This is a genomic window from Metabacillus rhizosphaerae, from assembly GCF_037201795.1.
GTDB lineage: Bacteria > Bacillota > Bacilli > Bacillales > Bacillaceae > Metabacillus > Metabacillus rhizosphaerae.
Map to the genome: position 1 here is coordinate 2689474 of NZ_CP147403.1, position 25413 is coordinate 2714886.

Sequence of the window (25413 nt, forward strand, 5' to 3'; positions counted from 1 at the left end):
ACGTACTACATACTAGGGAGGGCTTCAAATGGAAGATAATCAAAGTGCAAGAATTCTAGTTGTTGATGATGAAGATCGAATCCGTCGACTTATACGCATGTATTTAGAAAGAGAAAATTATGTAATTGAAGAAGCTGAAAATGGTGATGAGGCATTAGAGCTGGGATTAAATAACGAATATGACCTTATTATGTTAGATATAATGATGCCTGGTATTGACGGAATAGAAGTTTGTAAACAACTTCGAGAAAAAAAAGCAACCCCGATAATCATGCTTACAGCAAAAGGGGAAGAAGCGAATCGAGTTCAAGGCTTTGAGGTTGGAACAGATGATTATATCGTGAAACCATTTAGTCCAAGAGAAGTTGTTTTACGTGTTAAGGCTTTGCTAAGAAGATCATCACAGACCTCTTACTTAAAAACGGATACAAAAGCGAAAAATGTTATCGTTTTTCCACATCTTTCTATTGATCATGATGCACATCGTGTAACCGCTGATGGAACTGAGGTGAGTTTAACCCCTAAGGAATATGAACTATTATATTTTCTAGCTAAAACACCTGATAAAGTGTATGACCGTGAAAAGCTTTTAAAAGAAGTATGGCAGTATGAATTTTTCGGAGACTTACGTACAGTTGATACACATGTTAAACGTCTTCGTGAAAAGTTAAGCAAAGTGTCACCTGAAGCTGCAAAAATGATTGTAACGGTTTGGGGAGTTGGCTACAAATTTGAGGTTAATAATGCATGATACTTTGGAGAAGTGTTGTAGGAAAGCTATGGGGAACGATTTTATTACTCGTTTGCTTTGTCTTATTTGTTCTAACAATTTTAATGCTCGAGTTTATTGAAAATTATCATGTTGCTGAGGCTGAAGAAGAACTAGCTCAGCTTGCAAATAAAGTATCTGCAATCATGGAAAGTCATGAGGATCAACAACTTGCAAGATCAATTACATGGGAATTAACTGATGAATTAACTCATATTCTGATTATAAAAGACGGGGATACCTATTGGAATTCACCTAATCTAGATAAAGAAATACCTGCTCTAGAATTTGCTGATATTGAAAAAGATCCAGATCTCGCTGCTGTATTAACTAAGGACCAGAATATAAGCAAACGAACTAATCTAGTTAATCCAAATAATCCATTAGCAAACGGTGAAGATGAAATCTTAATTGTTGGCGTACCTTATAAAATTTCTGAACATGATAACGGTGCTGTTTTTATCTCGCAATCGCTGTTAGCTGTTCACGAAACTACTAAATATACAACAAAATATATTATTTTAGCTGCGGGTATCGCTATAATCTTAACAACAATTTTCGCTTTCTTTTTATCTACGAGAATTACCTATCCTTTAAGGAAAATGAAAGAGGTTGCTCAAAACCTTGCAAGAGGAAAGTTTGATATGAAGGTGCCAATAATGTCTAATGATGAAATAGGAGAGCTTGGTATTGCCTTTAATCAAATGGGGCGGCAATTAAAATTCCATATAAATGCACTTAATCAAGAAAAGGAGCATTTATCAAATATATTAAGTAGTATGGCAGATGGAGTTATTACATTAAATATAAACGGAACAATATTAGTCACAAATCCCCCTGCAGAGCGATTCTTGCAGGCGTGGTATTATGAGCAAGGAATGAATATTCAAACTAGTGAAGAACTTCCTCCAGAGGCAAATGATTTGTTTCATCTTGTAGTTAATACAGAAAAGGAACAGGTTCTAGAAATATCGCTTCAAGGAAGAAGCTGGGTTATATTAATGAGTCCATTATATAATCAATCCTATGTTCGAGGAGCAGTTGCAGTGCTTAGAGACATGACAGAGGAACGTCGATTAGACAAGCTCCGTAAGGACTTTATTGCGAATGTGAGTCATGAATTACGAACACCAATATCAATGCTTCAAGGATATAGTGAAGCAATCGTTGATGATATTGCTAGCACTGATGATGAGAAGAAAGAGATTGCACAAGTTATTCATGATGAATCTCTGCGAATGGGTCGTTTAGTTAATGATTTATTAGATTTAGCTAGAATGGAAGCTGGGCATATCTCCCTAAATCTTGAGGAGATTTCTGTACCGAATTTTATCGATAAAATAAATCGTAAGTTTCAAGGCCTTGCAAAAGAGAAAATAATATCTTTAAAAGCAGATATTGATTTAGATGAAACAATTTATGTATTAGACGCAGACAAGATTGAGCAGGTGTTAACAAATTTAATTGATAATGCCATAAGGCACACCTCTGAAAATGGCACTGTTTCTATCGTTGTTTCAAATAATGAAAATGGAATTTCACTAAAAGTTCAAGATTCAGGTAGTGGAATCCCTGAAGAAGATCTCCCGTTTGTCTTCGAACGATTCTATAAAGCTGATAAAGCTAGAACTAGAGGAAGAGCTGGAACAGGTCTTGGGTTAGCTATTGCGAAGAATATTGTGGAAGCACATCAAGGGAAAATCCAAGTTCATAGTAAAATAGGAGAAGGTACGACATTTAGTATCTTTTTACCACGAAAAAAGCTAGATTCTGATTGAAATTGACGAACAATCTTGTTTCATAAGAAACAATTTGCATGCGTAAATTGTGTGACAAACTTTTTAATTAAATAGCCTATTCGTAGGAATAGGCTATTTTTTTATATCAAACGTATTTTTAATTCATCTATAAAAGGTGAATTGAAATAGTAAGTCGAATTGTATACATAATGGAAAAACGATATATATATTGAGCTAGGAAAGAAGATTGGAGTGTGAAAAAAGTTGAATTTATATACTAGAACAGGTGATAACGGAAAAACCAGCCTTATTGGTGCAAGAGTGGATAAAGACGATTTACGTGTAGAAGCATATGGAACGATTGATGAGGCCAATTCCTTTGTAGGACAGGCGATGACATTACTTACAGACTCATTGTTCGATGATATTTACAAAGAGCTAGAAAAAATTCAACATGAGTTATTCGATTGTGGGGGCGATTTAGCAGTTGTAAAAGAAAAATATCCATATAAAACAACCGCTGAAATGGTTTCTTTTTTGGAAGAAAGAATTGACCATTATGTTAAAGAAGCCCCTGAATTAGAGCGGTTTATTTTGCCTGGAGGCAGCCCGGCAGCTGCTGTAATCCACCTTGCAAGAACTGTTACTCGCCGTGCTGAAAGATGTACAGTAACACTTCAAAAAGAAATGGAGATAAATGATATTGTCTTAAAATACTTAAATCGTTTGTCAGATTACTTTTTTGCGATTGCAAGAGTGATTAATTTTCGCTTAGGAATTAGTGATGTTGAATACGAAAGAAGTGCACTTGTATTTAAGAGCAAGCCTTCAAAAAAAGACAATTAGTATAAGGAGCCTTTCGATGATTCTCGTTAGTTCCTGCTTAGCAGGGGTTAAATGCCGTTTTAATAATAACACTGCGACTCTAATACAATAGGAGTCGCTTTTTAAGTGCGCCCAGCATGGGTGCAGTCTATAGGGTGAAAGTCCCGAACTGTGAAGGCAGAAGTAGCAGTAGCTTAACGCAAGGGTGTCTGTGGTGACGCAGAATCTGAAGGAAGCGAGCGGCAAACCTCCGGTCTGAGGAATACGAACTTCATATAAGGCTAGATACCATTGGATGAGTTTGCTTAACAAAACAAAGTCCTTTCTGCCGAAGGTGGTATAGAGTAAATGAAGCAGATAGATGGAGTGAAAGACTGTACTCTTACCTGGGGAGGTCTGACTGATAAGCCAAGCACTCTTGGCAACCTATCTAGTGATAGATAGCTGAACAGTCAGAAGTCAGCAGAGGTCATAGTACCTTTCAAACTCGAGAATGAAAGGGAAGGACTGAACAAGTTAGGAAGGATGAGAACTAGGCGTTCATAAGTAGTGTAGAAACAGACAATCTCTTACGAGACTTACTTGAAGGAAGAAGTGGTGAATACACAGGGGACTTCAAGAGGGTGGAGCTACTAATGGCACAAATAGAACATCTCATTCACGTAGAGAGGATATATCTTAATGTTAATGGAACGAATTCTATCACGAGAAAACTTACTGAACGCTCTTAAACGAGTGGAACGTAACGGAGGTAGTCACGGTGTAGACAAGATGTCGACCCAAAACCTGCGTTCGTATATTGTCGAGCACTGGGACGAATTGAGAAAGTCTCTCCAACAGGGAACCTATGAACCTCAACCCGTTCGTCGTGTCGAAATCCCGAAACCAAACGGCGGAGTTAGATTACTAGGAATCCCAACCGTGATAGACCGTTTCATTCAACAAGCGATTACTCAAACATTAACCCCAATTTATGACCCAACATTTTCTGAAAACAGTTATGGGTTTCGTCCACAAAGACGAGGGCATGACGCTGTACGGAAAGCGAAAGGATACATCGAAGATGGTTATAGGTGGGTAGTCGACATAGACTTAGAGAAATTCTTCGATAAAGTGAACCATGACAAACTCATGGGGCTACTGTCAAAGCGTATTGACGATAAAGTTCTACTAAATCTTGTTCGAAAATATCTCAATGTCGGGATTATGATGGGTGGCGTGGTCTCACAAAATACAGAGGGAACTCCACAAGGAGGTCCGCTAAGTCCACTACTTTCAAATATCATCCTAGATTTGTTAGATAAAGTATTAGAGAATAGAGGGCATAAATTCGTGAGGTATGCGGATGATTGTAATATTTACGTGAAATCTAAGAAAGCTGGCTTACGAACAATGGCGGGTGTAACGTCTTTCATTGAAAAGAAGCTTAGTTTAAAGGTAAATCGTGAGAAATCAGCCGTAGAACGACCATGGAACCGAAAATTCTTAGGCTTTAGTTTTACTAACAGAAAAGAGCCGAAAATACGTATATCCAAACAAAGCATCAAGAGATTTAAACAGAAGGTTAGGGAAATAACGTCAAGAAAATCACCGATACCAATGGATGTAAGAATAAAGAAATTAAATCAGTATTTAGTGGGTTGGTGTGGGTATTACGCATTGGCAGATACTCCAAGTATCTTTAAAGGTTTGGAAAGTTGGATTCGAAGAAGACTGAGATTGTGTTACTGGAAACAGTGGAAACTTCCTAAAACAAGGATAAGGAAACTTATAGGACTAGGAATTGATAAACACAAAGCATATGAATGGGGAAATAGCAGAAAGGGCTACTGGCGAATAACCAGTAGTCCAATCCTTCACCGTGCCCTCAATAACTCTTTCTGGAGAAAAGAGGGTCTCAAAAGTCTATCTGAACGATACGAAACTTTACGTCACACTTAATTTGAACCGCCGTATACCGAACGGTACGTACGGTGGTGTGAGAGGTCGGGGGTTAGTCACCCCCTCCTACTCGATTGTTTTTACATATAATACTCTGTTTTAGGTTTATATAGTGATAAGAAGTAACAAAAGCCAAATCTTTTGTGAATTTTTTTAAATAACCTTAGAGATTACAAGTTTGTGTGCTAAAGTTAAATATAGTTGATGTCGAATATTACATAAATGTTTCAAATACATTTCATATTACATCTATGCAACTTTTCCTATTTATTTACGACTAAATAAAAGAATGGAGGGGCATTCATGGAGGATACCTTTCAGAGAATATATGAAAAATATCATCATGATCTTTTTCAGTTTTTATTCTATATGGTGAAAAACCGTGAACAGGCTGAAGACCTTGTGCAAGAGGTGTATATTCGAGTTTTAAAGGCTTACGATACATTCCAAGGAAGAAGTAGTGAAAAAACATGGCTATTTTCAATTGCTAGACATGTTGCCATCGATTGGTTTCGCAAACAAAAAACAATTCGCATGCGGATTTTAGAAAAATTTGATTGGGATAAACAGCAGATAAAGGATGATCAAGTGTTACCTGATGAGGTTGCCTTGGAAAATGAACAGGTTAAATGGTTATACAAAGCACTTGACGTATGCTCGATTGACCAACGTTCTGTACTTATTTTACGTTATCTACAAGAACTATCCATTTCAGAAACAGCGGAAGCTCTTGGTTGGACGGTAAGTAAAGTAAAAACAACGCAACATCGTGCTATAAAACAGTTGCAAAAGCAAATGATAAGCATATCTGAAAAGGAGGGGTTTTCTATTGAAAAGACAAGAGTGGAGTGAAGAACAACTCGAACAGCTTTTGAAGCAGTTGCCCTCTGTTAAAGATAAACAAACTGCTAAAGACATCTTTCAAAGCATTCAATATAAACGGCAGATTAATAAAAAGTCACGAAGTTGGATTACTCCTGCTGTTGCTACTGTTGCAGCGCTTTTGATATTCGCTTTAATCTCTCCATTTATTTTTCAAAATTTCACAACAAATAAAGAAAGTTCAATGGATATGTCAACAGCGAAAATATCAGAGGAAACAGCAACAATTGATAATGATTCTGCTAACGATAATAAAATGGCTGAGGCAAATTCAAAACAAGGAAGTAATCAAGAGCAAAATACACTAGCTAATACTCATTTAAAAAGGGATAAAAAGGAAACATTTGTGGCCAGTGAACATGATGCAGAAGAGATCATTACAGTTGGTTTTACTGATCCACAAGCACAAAATATTATACCTATAAGTTTAGAGGCGAATGAGAAGAAGGAAAAGTTGGAACAAATTGAAGAGGTAAATCCAGAAACTTATATAGATGAACTTGGTCCGATTTCGTATGAATTAAGTAAAACAGATATATTGGAAACAGATAATCCCGAGGAAATTAACATTGAATATAATGGGGAACCAAATGTAAAATCATCTAGTCATGATATGTTATATCAAAATGCCATTATAGAAACTTTTAGATGGCTAGATTATAAAAATGCAAAACTTTATACAAATGAAAAAGAAGGAATTGAATTCGGTCAAACAGGTCATAAGAAAGATTTAGTTGTAAAGAAAGAAACGAAAAAGGCATATTTCCTATATCAATTTGACGAGGATACTCTAAAGCTTCTTGTCCCATCGCCAGATCCATATGACTCAGTTGATAGTGCTTTCGAAGCGATGAAGAAAGGGCTAGAAGAGCGTAGTTTAAAACCTACAATAATGAATAACATTACAACGATTAAGGTAAATGAATATGGTGACATGTTAGAAATCGAATTTAATCAAGGTGTTGAATTTGAAAACAGTGAACCAACGATAATTATGTTTGAATCTATTTTATTAACAGCTAAAGAATTTGGTTATAAAACTGTTCAGTTTAATGGGATCAATATTGATAAGGTCGGTGTCATGGATGTTACTAAGCCAATAGAAGTGCCTTATTCCCCAAATCCAATTGAAGGTAATTAGTTAGAGACTCATTTTTTAGGGTCTCTTTTTGTTTTAACAAGCAATTATCTTTAGTTCTGAGCGATTATACGGGTTATTTACAGTAAAAGTTCAACTTATGTATATTAAGGAAATAAATGCAATATACTACAGTTGTTCTGTTTCTAGACGAGCATACATACAATGTCCGTGTAGCAAAATGAGACTTGCTATTTGTGTCGAATGATCAATCATTAAAGTGGATAGGATATTATCATTTGAAACTTTCACATCAAGCCTGAGCATACTAAGTGCGTTTTTCGTACATGCTGGTGAAGTATTGTAAATCCTTCGTAAATTCACTTAATAACCATTTTATTTAGTCGATGGATTTAAAACGGAGCGTTACGAAAAATCCAAAAAAATGTAGGGGGAGAAAAATGCTAGTAAAAGTAAGACATATTATAGTGATGACCATGATTGGACTTTTTATTGGAATGATCTTTATGGGAAGTAAGCCAGTGAATGCCCAATCATACATAGATGAGTTAGATGATAACTGGGTGCAACCTGTTGAAGGGGAAATTACGGATACATTTGGCACGAGAAATGGTAACCATAAAGGAATTGACATTGCTGCTCCTGAAGGTGAAAAAATTGTCTCAGTATCTGATGGTGAAGTAACAAAATCGTATTACTCCAATACATATGGACATGTAGTATTTGTTGAACATCCAGAAGGCTACGAAACTGTTTATGCTCATTTAAGTACGAGAATGGTTGAAGAAGGAGATATGGTTAAAAGAGGGCAAACTCTAGGCATTATCGGTAATACTGGTGTATCGACAGGAACACATTTACATTTTGAATTGCATGAAGGAGAATGGACTTATGATAAATCACATGCATTAGATCCTCTGTTTGTATTCGATTTGTCAAATTCAACTGTTCATGCAGAACACGATCACAAAACCATTGATCAAGAGTCAATCCAAAAAGTTCAAGATTCGACTGAAGTAAAACAGAAGTCAGTTCAAACAAAGGTTCATTCAACTTCTATTGATAAGTCTTTAAATGAACAACAAGAAAAAAATCAGCAAAAAAAGGTGATAACAGTCAGAGAGGGTGACACCCTATGGGGATTGTCACAAAACTATAAGGTAACGATTAAATCACTGCTGGAATGGAATACGTTAGAATCTGATGTTATTTACCCGGGACAAGAGCTTAAAGTCTATTTGAACAATGAAAAAAGCTATGTTGTGAAAGCTGGTGACACGCTTCAGTCAATTGCCAAAGAGTTCAGTATGGATCCTGAAGCCATAAAAAAGGCAAATCGATTAAGCAATGAACTCCTTCATCCTCAACAAGTTTTATTAATAAGTAAAAACGAATGATAAAAAAAACTGACTTTTACAAATCCTAAATGTAAACCTTCCAGTTTTCTTAATGTTTAGCATGAATTTCTTGTAATGTGGATAACGTCGCATCGACATCCACATTACAAGAGAATAATTATAAAAGTGGCTGAACCGAACCACTTTATTGTATTCAGCCATCAAAACATCCTTATTACAAATCAATTGATTTTACAGAAACTATGTCATCATAGGCTGCTAATTGACTAGTTAATGTATCATCTAAAGGTCGGTCAAAAGCTAACATCATGATTGCTTCGCCACCTTTTTCTTTACGACCAACCTGCATAGTAGCAATGTTAACCTCATGATCACCTAACACTTTACCAACGCGTCCAATTACACCTGGTTTATCTTGGTGTTGAATGTACAATAAATGTCCTGTTGGATAGAAATCAATATTAAAGTCATTTATACCGACAATTCGTTCCCCATAGTGTGGAACATGAGTACCTCTTAGAACAAAGTTTTGATTGTCTCCAAATACTTTTACTTCTAATAAATTTTCGTAACCTGAGTTATTTGAGGTGATTTTCTCACTAAACGAAATGCCTCTTTCTTTAGCAATCATACCTGCATTAACTTCATTTACAGTTATATCAACCCTAGCACCTAAAAATCCTGATAATAAAGCTTTCGTAATGAATGAAGTTTCAAGTTCAGCTACAGATCCTTCATATTGAATCGCAACTTCTTGTACTGGTACCTTCATGCATTGTGAAACAATATTACCCATCTTTTTAGCAAGGTGATAAAAAGGTTGAATTTTATCGAAAAGCTCTTTTGTAAGAGTTGGTAAATTTATAGATGATGTAACTGGTTTACCATCTAAGAAATTTAATATCTCTTGAGTTACTTGGGCTGCAACATTTAATTGAGCTTCTTTTGTTGATGCACCTAAGTGTGGTGTTACGATAACATTGTCAAATTTAAGAAGCTTATTATTAACTGGAGGCTCTACTTCGAATACGTCCAAGGCAGCTCCAGCTACATGACCGTTTTCTAGATGATGTATCAATCCTGCCTCATCGATGATTCCACCACGAGCACAGTTCAATAAATATACACCTTTTTTTGTTTTTGCAATTGTTTCTTTGTTGAGAATACCTCGTGTTTCTTTTATAAGTGGTGTATGGACTGTGATAATATCAGCATTTGTTAAAAGCTCATCTAATGTACAGTTACTAACACCAATTTTTTCTGCCCGATCTTTCGTAAGGAATGGATCGAAAACGAGAATATTCATTCCAAATACACGAGCACGCTTCGCTATTTCTCCACCAATTCTTCCGAACCCGATAATACCTAAAGACTTACTGTATAATTCTGTACCAACAAAAGCAGAACGATTCCATTCATTTGATTTAACTGTAACATTTGCTTGAGGGATATGACGTAATAATGATGCCATCATCGCAAAAGTGTGCTCTGCTGTTGAAATTGTATTTCCATTTGGTGCATTAATAACAACAACACCATGTTTTGTTGCTGCTTCAATATCGATGTTATCAACACCAACACCAGCACGACCTACAATTTTAAGATTTGTCATCTTTTCAAACAATTCTTCAGTAACCTTGGTGGCACTTCTAACTAGTAATGCATCAAACAAGTGGAGCTCATGATCAACCTCTTCAACCTTTTTTTGCACTACATTAATATGTGCTGCATCTAATAATGGTTGTAAACCTTCGCTACTCATTGAGTCTGAAACTAGAACATGGATCATATTAAAATCCCCCCAAAGTACAGTTTAAATATCTGATAATTTAACATATTAAGGCAATTTTGTCAAAAATCCGTTAAAGCACTAAAGTACGAAAGCGTATTTTTTATCCTTAGTGGTATCTTATCTCCGAGTTCTAGAGTAGAGAATACTTATTTCTATACAAAATTCGGTTAAAGTTATATACTACTAAAGAGTTAAAAACTAAATAAAATGATCAATCTTCGGGGCAGGGTGAGATTCCCGACCGGCGGTGATGGAAATAATTTTTCAAAGTCCGCGAGCCTTTATTATTGGGCAGGATCTGGTGTGAATCCAGAACCGACAGTATAGTCTGGATGAGAGAAGATGGAGGTTCAAACGTTTAAAATTTATGTTTTTTAAACGTTTATTTAGACTTGTGAAATTGCCCCTGATGTTATTGTTGTTCTTTATAAGACAATGATAATACAGGGGCTTGTTTTATGTAGTCTAAGAACTTTCTCTTTTTCAAGTGCGATCAGAAAAGGAGAGAAAAATGATGCAACAAAGTAAAGTTAGAAAACATGTAACAGTAGGAATGCTAAGCAGTATAGCATACTTGCTCATGATGCTTGATTTCCCATTTCCGGGTTTTCCAAGCTTTTTACAGATTGATTTTAGTGATGTACCTGCATTAATTGCAGCGATTGTTTTTGGACCAGCAGCAGGACTAATGGTAGAAGCCATAAAAAATATTCTTCACTATCTCATTCAGGGAAGTGCGACAGGTGTTCCTGTAGGTGAAATATCAAACTTTATGGCTGGCTCATTATTTATTTTACCGTCAGCGTATCTGTTTAGACGATTTAAAAATCTGAAAGGTCTACTCGTTGGGCTTGCAATTGGTACATTGTTAATGACGGTTATTATGAGCATATTAAATTATTTTGTCATCATGCCTGCATATACTTTATTTTTAAATATGCCTGCGATGACTTCAGAAGCGACAAGACAGCTAGTTGTTGCGGCAATTTTACCATTCAACCTTATAAAAGGATTAATAGTCACTCTGCTGATAATCGCTATAATGTCGAAAATGAGAACTTGGTTAACAAACCAATTAATAATAAATTATAAGCAAGTATAACTAAAACCCTCTGCAACTTAGCAGAGGGTTTTAATTTACTATTCAAATTTTAACGCGTCACCATCGAATTTTTCGTCAGCGATCTTGATAGAATCGGTTGGGCAGCCTTCAAAAGCATCCATCATATCCTCTTCAAGTACCTCTGGAACTTCGACAATACCTTGGTTATCGTCTAAGGTAACAAATGCGATACCTTCATCGTCATAATCATAAATGTCTGGTGCTGCAGCGCCACAAGCACCACATGCGATGCAAGTGTCTTTGTCTACGATAGTATATTTTGCCATTTAAAACAAACCTCCTGAAATAATTAATACCATATCATCATATGGTAGAACTTAAAAGTTGAGAAATTCTTTTTCACTTATATCAACAGCTAATCATGTTCCTAATTAGTATTGTAAATCTGTTTTTTGGACATTTCAATAAAAAACTCTATTGATAATCCTTTTCACAACTAAAGTAGTCAATAAAATATGCTTATTTTGTAAACGAATGTCCAAAAATTTGTTAAAATAAACAGTGTAGCTCGAATATTGTCAAACATTGTAGGGTGATATAATGAAACAAGGTTATTTTCAATTTGTACTGCTAAATTGTGTTAAACATTTTAATGGAGAAAGATCTCTCTCCGCTATATATCATTTGCTTAATGGGAAAAAATCTTCACAAACAATTCAAGATGGCAAACTTTTTAACCTATCACATATGTTCAGTCTTTTTCCTAGGCTTTCACGGCAACAGTTAAATGATGCATGTGAACAAATATGGAAAGCTGGACTAATTGAATTATTAACAAGCCAGCATTATGCATTAACTGAAAAAGGTCATTTCATTTTGGTTGAAAATCAAAAAGTTAAGCCAATTCCATCTGCTTTAAATGGTTGGGAATATGGGGATATTGCTCGGGTTTTTTGGAGAAGACTTTCTTTACTTGTACAGGTTTTATCTAATAGTGTGTATGAAAGAAATCATTACTTGCCATTAACTAAAAATCAAGAGGATCTGCAATGGGTTAAAAAATTTTTAAGAGAAAATTCAAAATCGGATCTTATAAACTTATTGTACGAAGAATTAAAACAACTGCTTCTTTTACAATCGAACAAAGAAGCAACAATTTTTATTCAAAGACTAACCTCAAGTCAAAGAGTAGGACTAACATTTGAGCAAATAGCGTTAAAGCATAAAGATGACCCTATATATATTTACTTGCAATTTTGGAATATCGTTCATTCGATTATTCAGCAGCAACAAGTATATGGCCATAAACATTTAGTATTAAAGGAGATCATTAAAGATAAGCAACAAAAAAATACGCTTACTGCTTCAACTGCAATAACACGCTCCTATATGTTACAAGGAATCAGTCTATCGGAAATTGCAGTTATTCGTAGGCTAAAGGAGAGCACGATAGAGGATCATATCGTAGAAATCACGCTACATGATAATACTTATACCCCAGATCCTTATTTATCGAAAGAGGATATCAAACGAATTACTGCTGCAATTGAGGTCCTTAAAACACATCAGTTGAAAAAAGTAAAAGAATATTTAAATCATCAATTCAGTTACTTTCAAATAAGACTAGTCTTTGCAATGAATGGGAGGAACGAATGAACCAGCAATTAGGTATTGTGTTGAAATCTTACTTTCATCTTGAACATTTTCGAACAGGGCAAAAGGAAATAATTGAAGCGGTCTTAAATGGGAAGGATGTTGTAGCGATGCTTCCTACTGGAGGAGGCAAGTCACTATGTTACCAGCTTCCTGGATACCTGTTAAATGGCCCAATTTTAATTGTTTCACCTTTGTTATCTTTAATGGAGGACCAAGTTGAGCAAATTAAACTAAGAGGCGAGAAGAGCGTCATTGCATTAAATAGCACGATTCCCTTTAATAAAAGGAAGATGTATTTACAATCTATTAACAAATATCGATATATTTATGCTTCTCCAGAAATCCTTCAATATGAATATGTACAAAATGCATTAATGAAAGCGAAAATCTCATTGTTCGTTGTAGATGAAGCCCATTGTATCTCACAGTGGGGGCATGATTTCAGGCCAGACTATTCTAAATTAGGGGAGATTAGAAAAAAACTGGGGCAGCCTCCTTGCTTAGCTTTAACAGCAACAGGAACAAGTGAGGTACTGGAGGACATCCAAAAAATTCTTCAATTTCGTTCAGGAAATAAAGCTTTCATCTATTCAATTGATCGTCCAAATATTGCGTTAACAGTAGAAAAACATAAAACAATTGATGAAAAAATAACTCGAATCCTTCATTTAGTTCGTTCATTAAAAGGTCCTGGGGTCATTTATTGTTCAAGTAGATTGTGGGCAGAACGACTCGCCCAAATTCTTATTGAATCAGGTGCAAATGGTATTGGTTATTATCATGGTGGAATGGATCAAGAGCAGCGAATTCTCATTCAGCAGCAATTTTTGTATGATCAACTAAAAGTTGTATGCTGTACAAATGCATTTGGAATGGGAATTAATAAGCAAAATATCCGGTATGTTATTCATTTTCATTTCCCCGCTCAATTAGAATCTTATATGCAGGAGATTGGAAGAGCTGGTAGAGATAGGTCCCCAAGTCTTGCAATTACGATGTTAACAGATGCTGATTATGAAGTACCTAAATCATTGGTGGAATCCGAATTTCCGACTTATGATAAACTTTATCGAACGATTTATTTTTTGCAGGCAAATAATAATGAACCAGTCTCTTTCGAAAAGATAAATGAACAGTGTGGATTAACAGAAATTCAATGGCGATATATAGAAAATCACTTAATGGGTTTAAATAATCTGAAACTCAAGCCGGAGAGTCTTATTTCTCACATTTGGTCTGAGATTGAAAACAGGATTATGATTAAACAGGAGAAATTACGTAAGATGACAAATTGGCTTTCAACTGAGGGATGTAGAAGGAAAAAGCTATTAGCTTATTTCAATGAGGAATATACTAATCCTGATATCCGGAATTGTTGTGACAGCTGTGGAGTTGACTATACGATCTATGAGGGTAATGATGAGAGTATAGATCAAGTATTAGAAGTGGAATGGGAAGAAGAATTAAAGATGATTTTTCGTAAGGCGAGTGATTAATTTTTGTTGAAAAAGCAAAATGAACTAATTAAACAACTAACAGATAAACAAATTGTTCAAAATTTATACTTTACACAATTTTTACTACTTTTCATTGCTATTGCATTAGGGTTCTTTTTATTTGATCAGATTGAGCAATTTCTTGATTTGTGGGTAATCAAAAATTATTTATTTGTCATATATGGCATAGGTTTAGCATTAATTGTTATCATTGTAGATTTTATAATAATGAAAGTAGCGCCATCTCGTTTAACTGATGATGGTGGTATTAATGAAAAAATTTTCGAAAAAAGATCTATTCCACATATATTAGTTTTGACTGCGTTAATTGCGATTTCTGAGGAAATCTTATTTCGTGGTGTGTTACAAACACATTTTGGAATATGGACTGCAAGTCTAATATTTGCTATTTTGCATTTTCGTTATTTGTCAAAATGGCTCTTATTTACAATGGTCGTTACAATTAGTTTTCTGTTAGGTATTGTATATGAAATGACTGAAACTTTATATACAACAATTATTGCTCATTTTTTAATTGATTTAGTGTTTGCAATTCAAATTAGGTTGCAATTTATCAAAAGGGGTGAAAGAAACAAATGAGTGAATATGATAAACGCCCTGACCAAGCGGAATATTTACGTGAAAAAATGATTGATGATTATAAAGAAATACATGGAGATTATCCACCACGTGGTGAAGTTCATAAAGATAAGCAAAAAAAGAAAAATCCAAAAATGAAATATCCATTAATAAGTATTCTAACCGTGTTTTTCATTTTGGTTTTAATCGCACTACCAATTTATTTATACTTCGGTAGCAATGGAGATCAGTCTGTAACTAGCAAAAATTCCTCAGGGAACGAAACGGTTTATATTGCTAGAGAAGAAGAATCAGAAGAGGAACAGGATAGCGTGGGTATAGAATTGGATAGCGATTCATCTGAGGAGGAAGTAGAAGCTGAGCCTGTAGATGGAAATGAATTAAATGATAATGATAGTGGAACAACTAGCGCTACCGAGGCCGATTCAACTGAAAAGGATTACGCAAACCAGAAAAATCAAGATAATACAGATAGTGCTACGGAAAAACCTACAAATGATTCAGATACCGTTCAATCTGATGAGACCGACTATGCTGAAATAAAAACACACAAAGTTGCTGCCGATGAGACTCTTTTTAAAATTGCGATTAAGTATTATAAGAGTCGTTCAGGAGAAGAGATTATTCGTCAATATAATGGGATAGAGGCAAATAATATTTATGAGGGGCAAATTTTGAAAATACCTATAAAATAGCTATTCTTTGTTAGTTTTTTTAAAAGGAACCTATTCATATATATGTGGACGACTTCATACAATGTAGTAACAATAAGAACCGTTGTATGAGAGGAAGTGGTTAATATAGAAACGAGGATTCAACTGCTGAATGGTCATACTGACGAACCAACAAAGAAAATGCTTCATCATCTAGTTGAGCGCAAAAAAAAGCTTGAAACATATAAAAATAAATGCTTTCAGGCACAATTCATCACCTTTATCTTATTAATGGGATTTATTGTCTACTTATATGCATTTATTATCAAACCTACAGGTGGTCAACTGGAGGTGATATTTCATACATTGTTTGATGGTACTTATCACATATTGGTTGTCTTACTAATCGTGGGTGGGTATGCAACAGCGCAGTTTTATAAAAAGAAAGAAGAAAAAGCTGAAACGGAATATCATAATCTAAGATGTGAAGTAATAAGAAAAAGCACAGAATTATGGCCACAACCTATACAATGGGAAAAACGCCATGAAGTTTTTTCAATGATGAAGAATGAATTTGATATAAATTTGTTTCATGAAAGTAAATGAAATGGCTCAAAAGTATCTAGAAAAAAGTTAGAAAAATAACCTTCATAGACAGATAGACAGTCAGATTTTACAACTCATAAGCCTACCCCTTCTTTTCATAAAGTAGAATGGAAGGGTTTTTTCGTTCACTGTTATTTTATGTTATAATCCATCTTTACAATCATTCAATGATTAATATTTATCTCTTTTATTGTATACAGAATGCTGAGGTGTTTTCCTTGCTAATAAAAATCATTTTTGTCTTTTGTTTCATACTTTTTGCATTAATTATAATCATGCTGTTCAAAGCGAAGGAAAATCGTTTAACAAAACATACGCTTTTATTTGATGAATTCCCAAAAAGTTTCGACACATTCAGGATATTCTTTATTTCTGATATTCATAGAAGAACCATTTCTAAAAAATTGTTAGAAATGGTTCCGGATTCAATTAATCTTGTTGTGATAGGTGGAGATTTAACTGAAGCAGGTGTACCTTTTCAGAAAGTTGAGAAAAATTTAAATGTATTAAAAAAGATTGCGCCAATTTATTTTGTATTTGGCAATAACGATTATGAAGTAGGAAAAGACAAGCTTGAATACCTTTTAACAAAACATGGTGTTACGATACTAAATAATTCGTCTGCCACCATAACTTCAAACACTGGTGAAAAACTGATTTTGTTAGGAGTAGAGGATATGAGTGAGGACAGAGATAGACTTGATATAACATTGGATCATTTACCTGAAGATGACTTTAGACTATTAATTAGTCATAACCCAGATATTTATCACAAGGTAAAGAAAGCAGACAGCATATCATTAATCTTAAGTGGGCATACACATGGTGGTCAAATCCGTATATTTGGTTTAGGATTATATGAAAAGGGGAAACTTCACAATCTAAAAAAGGCTTCACTTTTAATTAGTAATGGATACGGAACATCAGGGATTCCACTTAGACTAGGTGCTCCTGCTGAAGCACATTTTATTCAATTAAAGCATACTAGTTTACATAATGAATAGGACAATTTATTGATATGATAGAATAGACCATGCTTACATACAGCATGGTCTATTCAATAGCTTGACTTAATTTTACAGGTGGTAAAGGATTCGATATAATTTTATAAGGGTTTTCACTTTTTGGGGGATTTACTATGTCTAAGCAAGAAGGCAAGTATAATATAAAAGCTGTTACTACTCTACTCGGTATCCAAGCGGGTACTCTAAGAGCATGGGAACGGCGCTATAAAATGATCGCACCTAAACGAAACGAGTCAGGTCATCGTTTATATACTGAAGAGCACATTAGTACGTTAAAATGGTTAATTGATAAAGTGAATAAAGGGTTTACGATAAGTCAGGCTGTCAATTTGTTAGAGAATAGCCTAGCACCATTACATCACGATATTGAGATTGGGACTAGAGTAGAGGAAGCAGATCTATCTGTGGAACTCATGGACAAGCTCCTTCAATCACTTCTGAATTTCGATGAAAACCAAGCTAATGAACGTTTAAATAAGGCTTTTAGTCTATATACTGTTGATAAAGTTGTTATCGAAATGCTAGGGGAATTACTCGTGAAAATTGACGATCAAATAGGAGAAGGCAACATAACAACTCCTCAAAAACAATTTGCTTTTTCGTTTTTACGGTCGCGCATCGGGATGATTTTGCATACACTACCAGGAATTGGATTGTTGCCTAAGGTAGTTGCTGTCTGTGGTCCAGAAGAATCATATGAACTAGGATTGCTAACCTTTACTGTGTTTTTGCGGATTATGGGATTTGAAGTAATATACATAGGAGCGTGTCTTGTAGATGATGATTTCGAAATTGTCCTAGAAAAAGTCAAACCAAGGTTTCTGTTTTTATCATGTGATTCAGACGGAAATGCGAAAAAAACCTTGGATCTTGTTGAAACTCTTTCTTCAAAATATAAGCAATTACAAATTGGTTTATACGGAAAAGCTTTTAGTAAAACAATGAATGCTCAGTATGATAAACATCTGTTAGGTCAAAGTAAACAACAATGGGAAAAATGGTTGAAGGAAAAATTAGGGCATTAAAATCAAGATTTTAAACTTGTCTTAATTATGTACAGAGTGTAAACTGTTAAAAAATATTAGAACCATCTCATATAAAAATCATATTATGATTGTATATAGAGCGTTCTGACGGCAGGAGGGTATGGGATGCGGCTAGAGCGACTGAACTATGATAAGATAAAAATTTTCTTAACAACAGATGATTTGAAAGACAGAGGACTAACGAAAGAAGATCTCTGGAAAGACTCTTTAAAAGTTCATCAATTATTTAGGGATATGATGAATGAAGCAAGCGTGGAATTGGGCTTTGAGGCGCATGGACCTATAGCTGTCGAAGTGTATTCACTTCATGCTCAAGGGATGGTTGTTATTGTCACAAATAGTCAAGAAAACGACGAGATTGATGATGATTTTTCTGATGATTATATAGAAATGCAAGTTAAATTAGATGAAAGCTTTGACGTTATCTATGAATATGAATCATTTGAAGATATCATTCAACTTTCAAATTGTCTATATCAGCAAAATGTTTTTGAAGGTATGATCATATTTTTTCAAGAACGTTATTACTTACTCTTAAGTGACGATCAGCAAATTGAACTTGATGACTTAGTCTCGATATTAGCTGAATATGGAAGTCCTTCGACCTTAACCGTCCATAGATTAAAAGAATACGGTAAAATCATAATGGAAGATAATGCGATCCAACAAATCTATTATCATTTTTGGAATAAGAGCAAAGAACAAAAATAAAAAAATCCTCTTTAAGGATTGCGTCGATAAAGGCTTCTTAGTGAATTATTTCAAACTATTAAAAAACGACATATAAAAAAAAATATGTCGTTTTTTTCGTTTTTAAAGTAGTGTGGAAAAGATATAATAAGTTACTGAATTCTAGTTATAATAAACTAAATGGTCAAAATCTACATACGTAAATCTAGTTAATATTGAAATCGTTTACGCAATGAAATGAAAATCTTATAATTATGATTTTTCTTCTTTGCATAAACATTTTTAAAGTGTATACTAATGTCTGAAAGGTGGACATTCTTTCATTTACTGATAAGATTTAGGAGGTTAGCTTAAATGGTAGCCGAGAAAAACACCGGTGCTAAAAATGATAAACTTGATGTGTTGAAATCCACACAAACGGTGATACATAATGCTCTTGAAAAACTAGGGTATCCTGAAGAAGTATACGAATTATTAAAAGAACCAATTAGATTGATGACAGTAAAAATTCCCGTTCGCATGGATGATGGTTCAGTCAAAATCTTTACTGGCTATCGTGCACAACATAATGATGCAGTCGGTCCAACAAAAGGTGGAATTAGATTTCATCCAAATGTAACAGAAAAAGAAGTGAAAGCTCTTTCCATATGGATGAGTTTGAAATGTGGAATTGTTGATCTTCCATATGGTGGCGGTAAGGGTGGAATTGTTTGTGATCCAAGAGATATGTCGTTTAGAGAACTAGAGAGATTAAGTCGTGGCTATGTTCGTGCGATTAGTCAGATTGTAGGTCCGACTAAAGATATTCCTGCTCCTGATGTTTTTACTAATTCTCAAATTATGGCTTGGATGATGGATGAATACAGCCGAATTGATGAATTTAACTCTCCTGGATTTATAACTGGAAAGCCTTTAGTCTTAGGTGGTTCACATGGACGTGAATCTGCAACGGCAAAAGGAGTTACAATCTGTATTCGTGAAGCAGCAAAGAAGAAGGGTATAAAGCTTGAGGGTGCGAGAGTTGTTGTACAAGGCTTTGGTAACGCTGGAAGTTTCCTTTCGAAATTCATGCATGATGCTGGAGCGAAAATAGTTGGGATTTCTGATGCTTATGGTGGACTACATGATCCTAATGGTTTAGATATTGATTATTTACTTGATCGTCGTGATAGCTTTGGTACAGTAACAAAGCTGTTTAATGATACAATTACAAATAAAGAATTACTTGAACTTGATTGTGATATTCTTGTACCAGCAGCAATCGAGAATCAGATAACTGAAGAAAATGCTGGGAATATTAGAGCAAGCATTGTTGTAGAGGCTGCAAATGGGCCAACAACATTGGAAGGGACTAGAATCCTTTCTGAACGTGGTATTCTTTTAGTCCCAGACGTTTTAGCAAGTGCTGGTGGCGTAACAGTTTCTTATTTTGAGTGGGTTCAAAATAACCAGGGCTACTATTGGACTGAAGAAGAAGTGGAAGAAAAGCTAGAAACTGTAATGGTGAAATCGTTTAATAATATTTATGATACAAGCCAAAATCGTAGAGTTGACATGCGCTTAGCTGCCTATATGGTCGGTGTGAGAAAAATGGCAGAGGCTTCTAGATTCAGAGGCTGGATCTAAGGTTTTCTATTTGCAACAGATTGAAAAATCTCCTATCATGTTTGATAGGAGATTTTTTTTGTAGGCTCTATTTAAGCTCACTGTTGATTTTTGCACTTTGTTGATTGGATCGGAAATTTTACTTAGAGGTAATTTCTTAGCTTAAGGAGTTTCATTATATATAAAAATTAAAATAATTATAAATAATACAGGAGTGGGGAATTGTGATTAAGGAAGATACTATAATTGTCGGTGGGGGCCCTTGTGGTCTATCTGCTGCGATCGCTTTAGAACAAACAGAGAAAAAGCCTCTAGTGATTGAAAAAGGAAATATTGTAAATGCTATTTACAATTATCCTACACATCAAACGTTTTTTAGTTCAAGTGAGAAACTTGAAATAGGAGATGTCCCATTTATTACAGAAAATCGAAAGCCATTTCGAAACCAGGCATTAGCCTATTATCGGGAAGTGGTACGTAGAAAAGAGATTCGCATTCATTCGTTTGAAACCGTCGAAAGTGTTGAAAAAAAGGGTAAATACTTTATCGTTTATACCGATAAAGAGGTTTATGAAGCAAAAAATATCATAATTGCGACAGGCTATTATGACCATCCCAATTATATGAATATCCCTGGTGAGGATTTACCGAAGGTATTTCATTATTTTAAAGAAGGACATCCCTATTTTAATAAAGATGTTGTTGTTATTGGTGGGAAAAATTCAAGTGTTGATGCGGCTTTAGAGCTAGTAAAAGCAGGTGCAAGGGTTACTGTGCTATATCGAGGAAATGAATATTCGCCTAGTATTAAGCCGTGGATTTTACCAGAATTCGAAGCACTTGTTCGAAATGGTACGATTACGATGGAATTTCAAGCGAATGTTACTGAAATAAGTGAACATTCATTAAAATTTCAAGTCAATGGACAAACAAAAGAAATAAAAAATGATTTTGTTTTTGCTATGACAGGCTATCATCCCGACCATCAGTTTTTAACAAAAATGGGTGTATCGATCGATCGAGAGACTGGTAGGCCAACCTATAATTCTGAAACGATGGAAACTAATATTGAAGGTATTTTTATTGCGGGTGTTATTGCAGCAGGAAATAATGCAAACGAAATATTTATTGAAAATGGACGTTTTCATGGTCAACTTATCTACAGTGCAATTCAACAAAGAAACTAAGAGAAAAAGTGAGAGATGCATGTTGCGCACCTCTCACTTTTGCAATATTCACCATTTTAACCGACGATTTATATCGAAAATATCTTTTCTAGTTTTTTACGATCAGTTGTTGTTTCTAATGCGATCATCAGCTTTAGTCTAGCCTTTTGACCATTTAAACCATTGCTAAAAATCATTCCGAGTTCCCTCAGGTGTCTGCCTCCGCCTTCATAACCGTAAATATCTTGAACAATACCATTAAAGCAGCGGGATACAAGAACTATTGGTACACCTTTATTTAATAAATTTTTCAAGCTAGGAAGGAGCATTGGTGGTAAATTTCCTTGTCCTAATGCCTCAATAACCAGCCCATCAAGTTGTAACAGGTCAATTGCATGGAAAAGAGAATCATCCATTCCAGCAAAAGCTTTAAGTAAAAGTACGTTTTTATCAAGATTAGCAACATGTAATGGTTTGTTGATTACTGGTTTGTGGTGGAAAAACACACCACCTTTATTTACAATTCCAATTGGGCCGTATTGTGGACTTTGAAAGGTTGCAACATTGCTAGTGTGTGTTTTTGTTACATTTTTTGCTGTGTGTATTTCATCATTCATAACGACAAGAACACCCATATTCTTAGCGTTTTCGGATATTGCAACCTTTAATGAAGATAAAAGATTGTACAACCCATCAGATCCTAATTCATTACTTGATCTCATCGCTCCAGTTAAAACAATTGGAATAGGTAATGATAATGTCACATCAAGAAAAAATGCAGTTTCTTCTAGTGTATCTGTGCCGTGCGTAATAACAACTCCATCGAGATTATGATTCTTTCTATTTTCTTCAATATAATTTTTAATTTGCAGCATGTTAATTGGCGTAATATGTGGTGATGGTAAATGGAATAGCTCTGTTGATATTATATTAATATCAGGAACTTCTTTAATATGATCGACGAGAGGATTTTTTTCACCAGGCTTTACTTCACCAGTCTTTTCATCTTCTTTCATAGAAATTGTCCCGCCTGTATGAATTAATAGTATATTTTTCATCGTTGAATCCTCCATGTATGTGCTAGAATAATTGTTCTGTTTAAATGACGTTTAGACATTTTCAATTTTACGATAACATGATACGATTAAAAAAGTGAATCGTCTATAGAAAATTCGTTTTTATTCCTATTTATTATTACTTATACATAAATCATTTCGATATGTATATATTTGATTTAAGGTTAATTAATGCTAGTTTAATCGAAAGATTTTCATTTAGAAAAGAGGCCTGTGAATGATTGCGATTATTTCTGCGGGCATCGCCCCAGGTCTTGCTTTATTATGCTATTTTTATTTGAAAGATCAATACGAATCTGAGCCTATTTATATGGTGCTACGTTCGTTTATTTTCGGGGCACTGCTTGTTTTTCCAATTATGTTTATTCAATATGTTTTAGAGACTGAATCAGTTTTTCCATCTAAAATCCTATATACGTTTGTTGCAGTTGGATTTCTTGAAGAATTTTTTAAATGGTTCATCTTGTTCTTTACAATCTATCAGCACGTCCATTTCAATGAACATTATGATGGGATCGTATATGGTGTATCTGTCTCACTAGGATTTGCTACATTAGAAAATATCGTCTATTTATTTGCGAATGGAGTTGAGTACGCCTTTGGTCGGGCAATTTTACCTGTTTCAAGTCACGCCTTATTTGGTGTCTTAATGGGTTATTATTTAGGAAAAGGTAAATTCTCAATTGGTGATAATCGAAAAAAGTGGATTTTGTTTTCTTGCATAATCCCAATCTTACTACATTCTATGTATGATTCTATTTTATTAAGCTATATGAATTGGCGCTATATCATGCTTCCGTTTATGCTATTTCTATGGTGGTTCGCGTTACATAAAGCTAAAAAAGCAAGAGTGAAGATAATTGATTCTAAGCTGCCCTAGTGCAGCTTTTTTTGTCGTTATTTTATTAACTTTCCAACCGATTTTCATCCATAAAACTAAATCAAGTATTAATTGTTCATAATGCCATGAATTGTTTAAATTGGTTGTCACATAATTTAGTATGAATAAAATACCAAAGACTACAAAAAATACGTTTAAGCATTTACATCTACTTGAGGAGGCAGCAACATGAAAAACATGCGCATAATGTTGATGGTAGCAGTAGTAACTTTTACATCCGTCACATTTCAATTTTTTTCAATACATGTCCCAGAGGCACATGCTTTTTCAGAACAAACTATTCAAAGAGGTGCAACGGGTAGTGATGTTATTGAATTGCAGTCAAGACTTCAATATAACGGGTATTACCATGGAACTATTGATGGAGTTTATGGATGGAGTACGTATTGGGCAGTACGAAATTTTCAGCATATGTTTGGTTTAGATGAAGTTGATGGCCTAGTTGGTCAAAAAACGAAGGATATGCTAAGAAATTCTACCAAGTTCTATAAAGATTTTGTTTATAAACAAATTAATGAAGGAAAAAAATTCACACACTATGGTGGGGTCCCATTAGCTCAACAGACTGCGCCTAGTGAACAACAGATACAAAAGGCAAGACAATTAGCAGAACAAAGAAAACAACAGCGTGAGCAAAAATACAAAGCACAAGCAACTGAACAGCAAGCCCAGCAGAATCAGCAAGCCCAGCAAAAACAGCAAGAACAACAAAAACAGCAAGCTCAACAGAATCAGCAAGCACAACAAAAACAGCAAGCTCAACAGAATCAGCAAGAACAACAAAAACAGCAAGCTCAACAGAATCAGCAAGAACAACAAAAACAGCAAGCTCAACAGAATCAGCAAGCACAACAAAAGCAGCAAGCTCAGCAGAATCAGCAAGCACAACAAAAGCAGCAAGCTCAGCAGAATCAGCAAGAACAACAAAAACAGCAAGCTCAACAGAATCAGCAAGAACAGCAAAAGCAACAGGCACAACAGAATCAGGAAGCACAAAATAAAGCAACTCAAAACAAAGAACAAAAGGAGTCAACTGCAGTTAATTTACCAGGTGGTTATTCACAAAATGATATTCAATTAATGTCAAATGCGGTATATGGGGAGTCCAGGGGTGAACCGTACATCGGACAGGTAGCAGTTGCAGCTGTTATTTTAAATCGTGTTAACAGTGCTACATTCCCTAATACAGTAGCAGGTGTTATCTTTGAGCCTCGAGCTTTTACTGCAGTCGCAGATGGGCAAATTTGGCTCACACCTAATGAACAAGCTAAGAAGGCTGTGTTAGATGCAATTAATGGGTTTGATCCAACTGAAGGAGCCATTTATTATTTTAACCCTGATACAGCAACTAGTTCATGGATTTGGGGCAGACCACAAATTAAACGGATTGGAAAGCATATTTTCTGTGAATAGAAAGGGTGATGA

The 25413-nt window shown here is 34.9% G+C and carries 24 protein-coding genes and 1 riboswitch; of the genes, 20 read left to right on the forward strand and 4 right to left on the reverse strand.

Annotated elements, in window-relative coordinates; all coding sequences use genetic code 11:
* Window positions 1-28: 28 nt before the first annotated feature.
* From WCV66_RS13155 to WCV66_RS13180, 6 genes are all read left to right on the forward strand, one after another.
* On the forward strand, window positions 29-751 hold the full coding sequence (locus WCV66_RS13155) for a response regulator transcription factor (protein ID WP_066330039.1): 723 nt from the start codon (window positions 29-31) through the stop codon (window positions 749-751).
* Complete coding sequence (locus WCV66_RS13160) at window positions 748-2547, forward strand: ATP-binding protein (protein WP_066330037.1); 1800 nt, start codon at window positions 748-750, stop codon at window positions 2545-2547. The genes WCV66_RS13155 and WCV66_RS13160 overlap by 4 nt, the downstream gene beginning before the upstream one ends.
* Window positions 2548-2772: 225 nt before the next feature.
* On the forward strand, window positions 2773-3354 hold the full coding sequence (locus tag WCV66_RS13165; RefSeq protein WP_066330031.1) for a cob(I)yrinic acid a,c-diamide adenosyltransferase: 582 nt from the start codon (window positions 2773-2775) through the stop codon (window positions 3352-3354).
* A 660-nt stretch (window positions 3355-4014) separates the two neighbouring features.
* Complete coding sequence (gene ltrA, locus WCV66_RS13170; RefSeq protein ID WP_338786043.1) at window positions 4015-5274, forward strand: group II intron reverse transcriptase/maturase; 1260 nt, start codon at window positions 4015-4017, stop codon at window positions 5272-5274.
* 303 nt (window positions 5275-5577) lie between these two features.
* Window positions 5578-6126, forward strand: a complete 549-nt coding sequence (gene sigX / locus WCV66_RS13175; RefSeq protein ID WP_338789288.1) for an RNA polymerase sigma factor SigX — start codon at window positions 5578-5580, stop codon at window positions 6124-6126.
* Window positions 6104-7297: a hypothetical protein gene (locus WCV66_RS13180; protein ID WP_338789290.1), complete on the forward strand. Its 1194-nt coding sequence runs from the start codon at window positions 6104-6106 to the stop codon at window positions 7295-7297. The genes sigX and WCV66_RS13180 overlap by 23 nt, the downstream gene beginning before the upstream one ends.
* Window positions 7298-7423: 126 nt before the next feature.
* Here the strand turns inward: WCV66_RS13180 and WCV66_RS13185 are convergent, their stop codons facing one another.
* Window positions 7424-7618: a hypothetical protein gene (locus tag WCV66_RS13185; protein WP_338789291.1), complete on the reverse strand. Its 195-nt coding sequence runs from the start codon at window positions 7616-7618 to the stop codon at window positions 7424-7426.
* A gap of 77 nt (window positions 7619-7695) precedes the next feature.
* Between WCV66_RS13185 and WCV66_RS13190 the strand changes: the two genes are divergently transcribed.
* Entirely contained in the window at window positions 7696-8652 is a 957-nt protein-coding gene (locus tag WCV66_RS13190; RefSeq protein ID WP_338789292.1) for a peptidoglycan DD-metalloendopeptidase family protein, read from the forward strand.
* Window positions 8653-8827: 175 nt separating this feature from the next.
* Here WCV66_RS13190 and serA read toward each other — a convergent pair whose 3' ends face one another.
* Window positions 8828-10402 (reverse strand): phosphoglycerate dehydrogenase, encoded by a 1575-nt coding sequence (gene serA / locus WCV66_RS13195; RefSeq protein ID WP_338789293.1) that lies wholly within the window; start codon window positions 10400-10402, stop codon window positions 8828-8830.
* Window positions 10403-10615: 213 nt separating this feature from the next.
* Window positions 10616-10753: riboswitch (FMN riboswitch) on the forward strand.
* Window positions 10754-10916: 163 nt separating this feature from the next.
* Between serA and WCV66_RS13200 the strand changes: the two genes are divergently transcribed.
* Window positions 10917-11507: an ECF transporter S component gene (locus WCV66_RS13200; protein WP_338789294.1), complete on the forward strand. Its 591-nt coding sequence runs from the start codon at window positions 10917-10919 to the stop codon at window positions 11505-11507.
* Between the two features lie 38 nt (window positions 11508-11545).
* Here the strand turns inward: WCV66_RS13200 and WCV66_RS13205 are convergent, their stop codons facing one another.
* Window positions 11546-11794: a ferredoxin gene (locus WCV66_RS13205; protein WP_066330021.1), complete on the reverse strand. Its 249-nt coding sequence runs from the start codon at window positions 11792-11794 to the stop codon at window positions 11546-11548.
* A gap of 274 nt (window positions 11795-12068) precedes the next feature.
* Between WCV66_RS13205 and WCV66_RS13210 the strand changes: the two genes are divergently transcribed.
* From WCV66_RS13210 to WCV66_RS13255, 10 genes are all read left to right on the forward strand, one after another.
* Complete coding sequence (locus WCV66_RS13210; RefSeq protein WP_338789295.1) at window positions 12069-13124, forward strand: helix-turn-helix domain-containing protein; 1056 nt, start codon at window positions 12069-12071, stop codon at window positions 13122-13124.
* The gene (locus WCV66_RS13215) at window positions 13121-14620 is read left to right on the forward strand and encodes a RecQ family ATP-dependent DNA helicase (protein WP_185653538.1); all 1500 of its coding nucleotides are present in this window, start codon (window positions 13121-13123) and stop codon (window positions 14618-14620) included. The genes WCV66_RS13210 and WCV66_RS13215 overlap by 4 nt, the downstream gene beginning before the upstream one ends.
* Before the next feature lie 3 nt (window positions 14621-14623).
* Window positions 14624-15220: a type II CAAX endopeptidase family protein gene (locus tag WCV66_RS13220; protein ID WP_338789296.1), complete on the forward strand. Its 597-nt coding sequence runs from the start codon at window positions 14624-14626 to the stop codon at window positions 15218-15220.
* Window positions 15217-15915, forward strand: a complete 699-nt coding sequence (locus WCV66_RS13225; RefSeq protein WP_338789297.1) for a LysM peptidoglycan-binding domain-containing protein — start codon at window positions 15217-15219, stop codon at window positions 15913-15915. The genes WCV66_RS13220 and WCV66_RS13225 overlap by 4 nt, the downstream gene beginning before the upstream one ends.
* Before the next feature lie 96 nt (window positions 15916-16011).
* Window positions 16012-16479 (forward strand): DUF2663 family protein, encoded by a 468-nt coding sequence (locus tag WCV66_RS13230; RefSeq protein WP_185653537.1) that lies wholly within the window; start codon window positions 16012-16014, stop codon window positions 16477-16479.
* Between the two features lie 275 nt (window positions 16480-16754).
* Window positions 16755-17483, forward strand: coding sequence for a metallophosphoesterase (locus WCV66_RS13235; RefSeq protein WP_338789448.1), 729 nt, complete (start codon window positions 16755-16757; stop codon window positions 17481-17483).
* A 134-nt stretch (window positions 17484-17617) separates the two neighbouring features.
* Window positions 17618-18529, forward strand: a complete 912-nt coding sequence (locus tag WCV66_RS13240; protein WP_338789298.1) for a MerR family transcriptional regulator — start codon at window positions 17618-17620, stop codon at window positions 18527-18529.
* A 126-nt stretch (window positions 18530-18655) separates the two neighbouring features.
* Entirely contained in the window at window positions 18656-19261 is a 606-nt protein-coding gene (locus WCV66_RS13245) for a genetic competence negative regulator (RefSeq protein ID WP_066330003.1), read from the forward strand.
* A gap of 333 nt (window positions 19262-19594) precedes the next feature.
* Complete coding sequence (locus WCV66_RS13250) at window positions 19595-20866, forward strand: Glu/Leu/Phe/Val family dehydrogenase (RefSeq protein WP_066330001.1); 1272 nt, start codon at window positions 19595-19597, stop codon at window positions 20864-20866.
* A gap of 203 nt (window positions 20867-21069) precedes the next feature.
* A complete protein-coding gene (locus WCV66_RS13255; RefSeq protein WP_066329999.1) occupies window positions 21070-22032 on the forward strand; it encodes a YpdA family putative bacillithiol disulfide reductase in 963 nt (320 codons plus the stop codon).
* A gap of 68 nt (window positions 22033-22100) precedes the next feature.
* Here WCV66_RS13255 and WCV66_RS13260 read toward each other — a convergent pair whose 3' ends face one another.
* Complete coding sequence (locus tag WCV66_RS13260) at window positions 22101-23069, reverse strand: asparaginase (protein ID WP_066329994.1); 969 nt, start codon at window positions 23067-23069, stop codon at window positions 22101-22103.
* Between the two features lie 235 nt (window positions 23070-23304).
* On the opposite strand from WCV66_RS13260, the gene prsW reads away from it, so the two are divergent.
* Together prsW and sleB are read left to right on the forward strand one after the other, a co-directional pair.
* Window positions 23305-23967 carry a glutamic-type intramembrane protease PrsW gene (prsW, locus tag WCV66_RS13265; RefSeq protein WP_338789299.1) on the forward strand — a complete coding sequence of 221 codons (663 nt, stop codon included), beginning with the start codon at window positions 23305-23307 and terminating at the stop codon, window positions 23965-23967.
* A 213-nt stretch (window positions 23968-24180) separates the two neighbouring features.
* Window positions 24181-25401 (forward strand): spore cortex-lytic enzyme, encoded by a 1221-nt coding sequence (gene sleB / locus WCV66_RS13270; protein ID WP_413789667.1) that lies wholly within the window; start codon window positions 24181-24183, stop codon window positions 25399-25401.
* Window positions 25402-25413: the final 12 nt, after the last annotated feature.

Coding starts and splice junctions, on each gene's coding strand:
- WCV66_RS13250 (WP_066330001.1), top strand. CDS start 19,595: ATGGTAGCCGAGAAAAACACCGGTGCTAAAAATGATAAACTTGATGTG.
- WCV66_RS13215 (WP_185653538.1), top strand. CDS start 13,121: ATGAACCAGCAATTAGGTATTGTGTTGAAATCTTACTTTCATCTTGAA.
- WCV66_RS13235 (WP_338789448.1), top strand. CDS start 16,755: ATGCTGTTCAAAGCGAAGGAAAATCGTTTAACAAAACATACGCTTTTA.
- serA (WP_338789293.1), bottom strand. CDS start 10,402: ATGATCCATGTTCTAGTTTCAGACTCAATGAGTAGCGAAGGTTTACAA.
- WCV66_RS13225 (WP_338789297.1), top strand. CDS start 15,217: ATGAGTGAATATGATAAACGCCCTGACCAAGCGGAATATTTACGTGAA.
- WCV66_RS13240 (WP_338789298.1), top strand. CDS start 17,618: ATGTCTAAGCAAGAAGGCAAGTATAATATAAAAGCTGTTACTACTCTA.
- sigX (WP_338789288.1), top strand. CDS start 5,578: ATGGAGGATACCTTTCAGAGAATATATGAAAAATATCATCATGATCTT.
- WCV66_RS13160 (WP_066330037.1), top strand. CDS start 748: ATGATACTTTGGAGAAGTGTTGTAGGAAAGCTATGGGGAACGATTTTA.
- WCV66_RS13190 (WP_338789292.1), top strand. CDS start 7,696: ATGCTAGTAAAAGTAAGACATATTATAGTGATGACCATGATTGGACTT.
- ltrA (WP_338786043.1), top strand. CDS start 4,015: ATGTTAATGGAACGAATTCTATCACGAGAAAACTTACTGAACGCTCTT.
- sleB (WP_413789667.1), top strand. CDS start 24,181: ATGGTAGCAGTAGTAACTTTTACATCCGTCACATTTCAATTTTTTTCA.
- WCV66_RS13245 (WP_066330003.1), top strand. CDS start 18,656: ATGCGGCTAGAGCGACTGAACTATGATAAGATAAAAATTTTCTTAACA.
- WCV66_RS13200 (WP_338789294.1), top strand. CDS start 10,917: ATGATGCAACAAAGTAAAGTTAGAAAACATGTAACAGTAGGAATGCTA.
- WCV66_RS13155 (WP_066330039.1), top strand. CDS start 29: ATGGAAGATAATCAAAGTGCAAGAATTCTAGTTGTTGATGATGAAGAT.
- prsW (WP_338789299.1), top strand. CDS start 23,305: ATGATTGCGATTATTTCTGCGGGCATCGCCCCAGGTCTTGCTTTATTA.
- WCV66_RS13205 (WP_066330021.1), bottom strand. CDS start 11,794: ATGGCAAAATATACTATCGTAGACAAAGACACTTGCATCGCATGTGGT.
- WCV66_RS13210 (WP_338789295.1), top strand. CDS start 12,069: ATGAAACAAGGTTATTTTCAATTTGTACTGCTAAATTGTGTTAAACAT.
- WCV66_RS13260 (WP_066329994.1), bottom strand. CDS start 23,069: ATGAAAAATATACTATTAATTCATACAGGCGGGACAATTTCTATGAAA.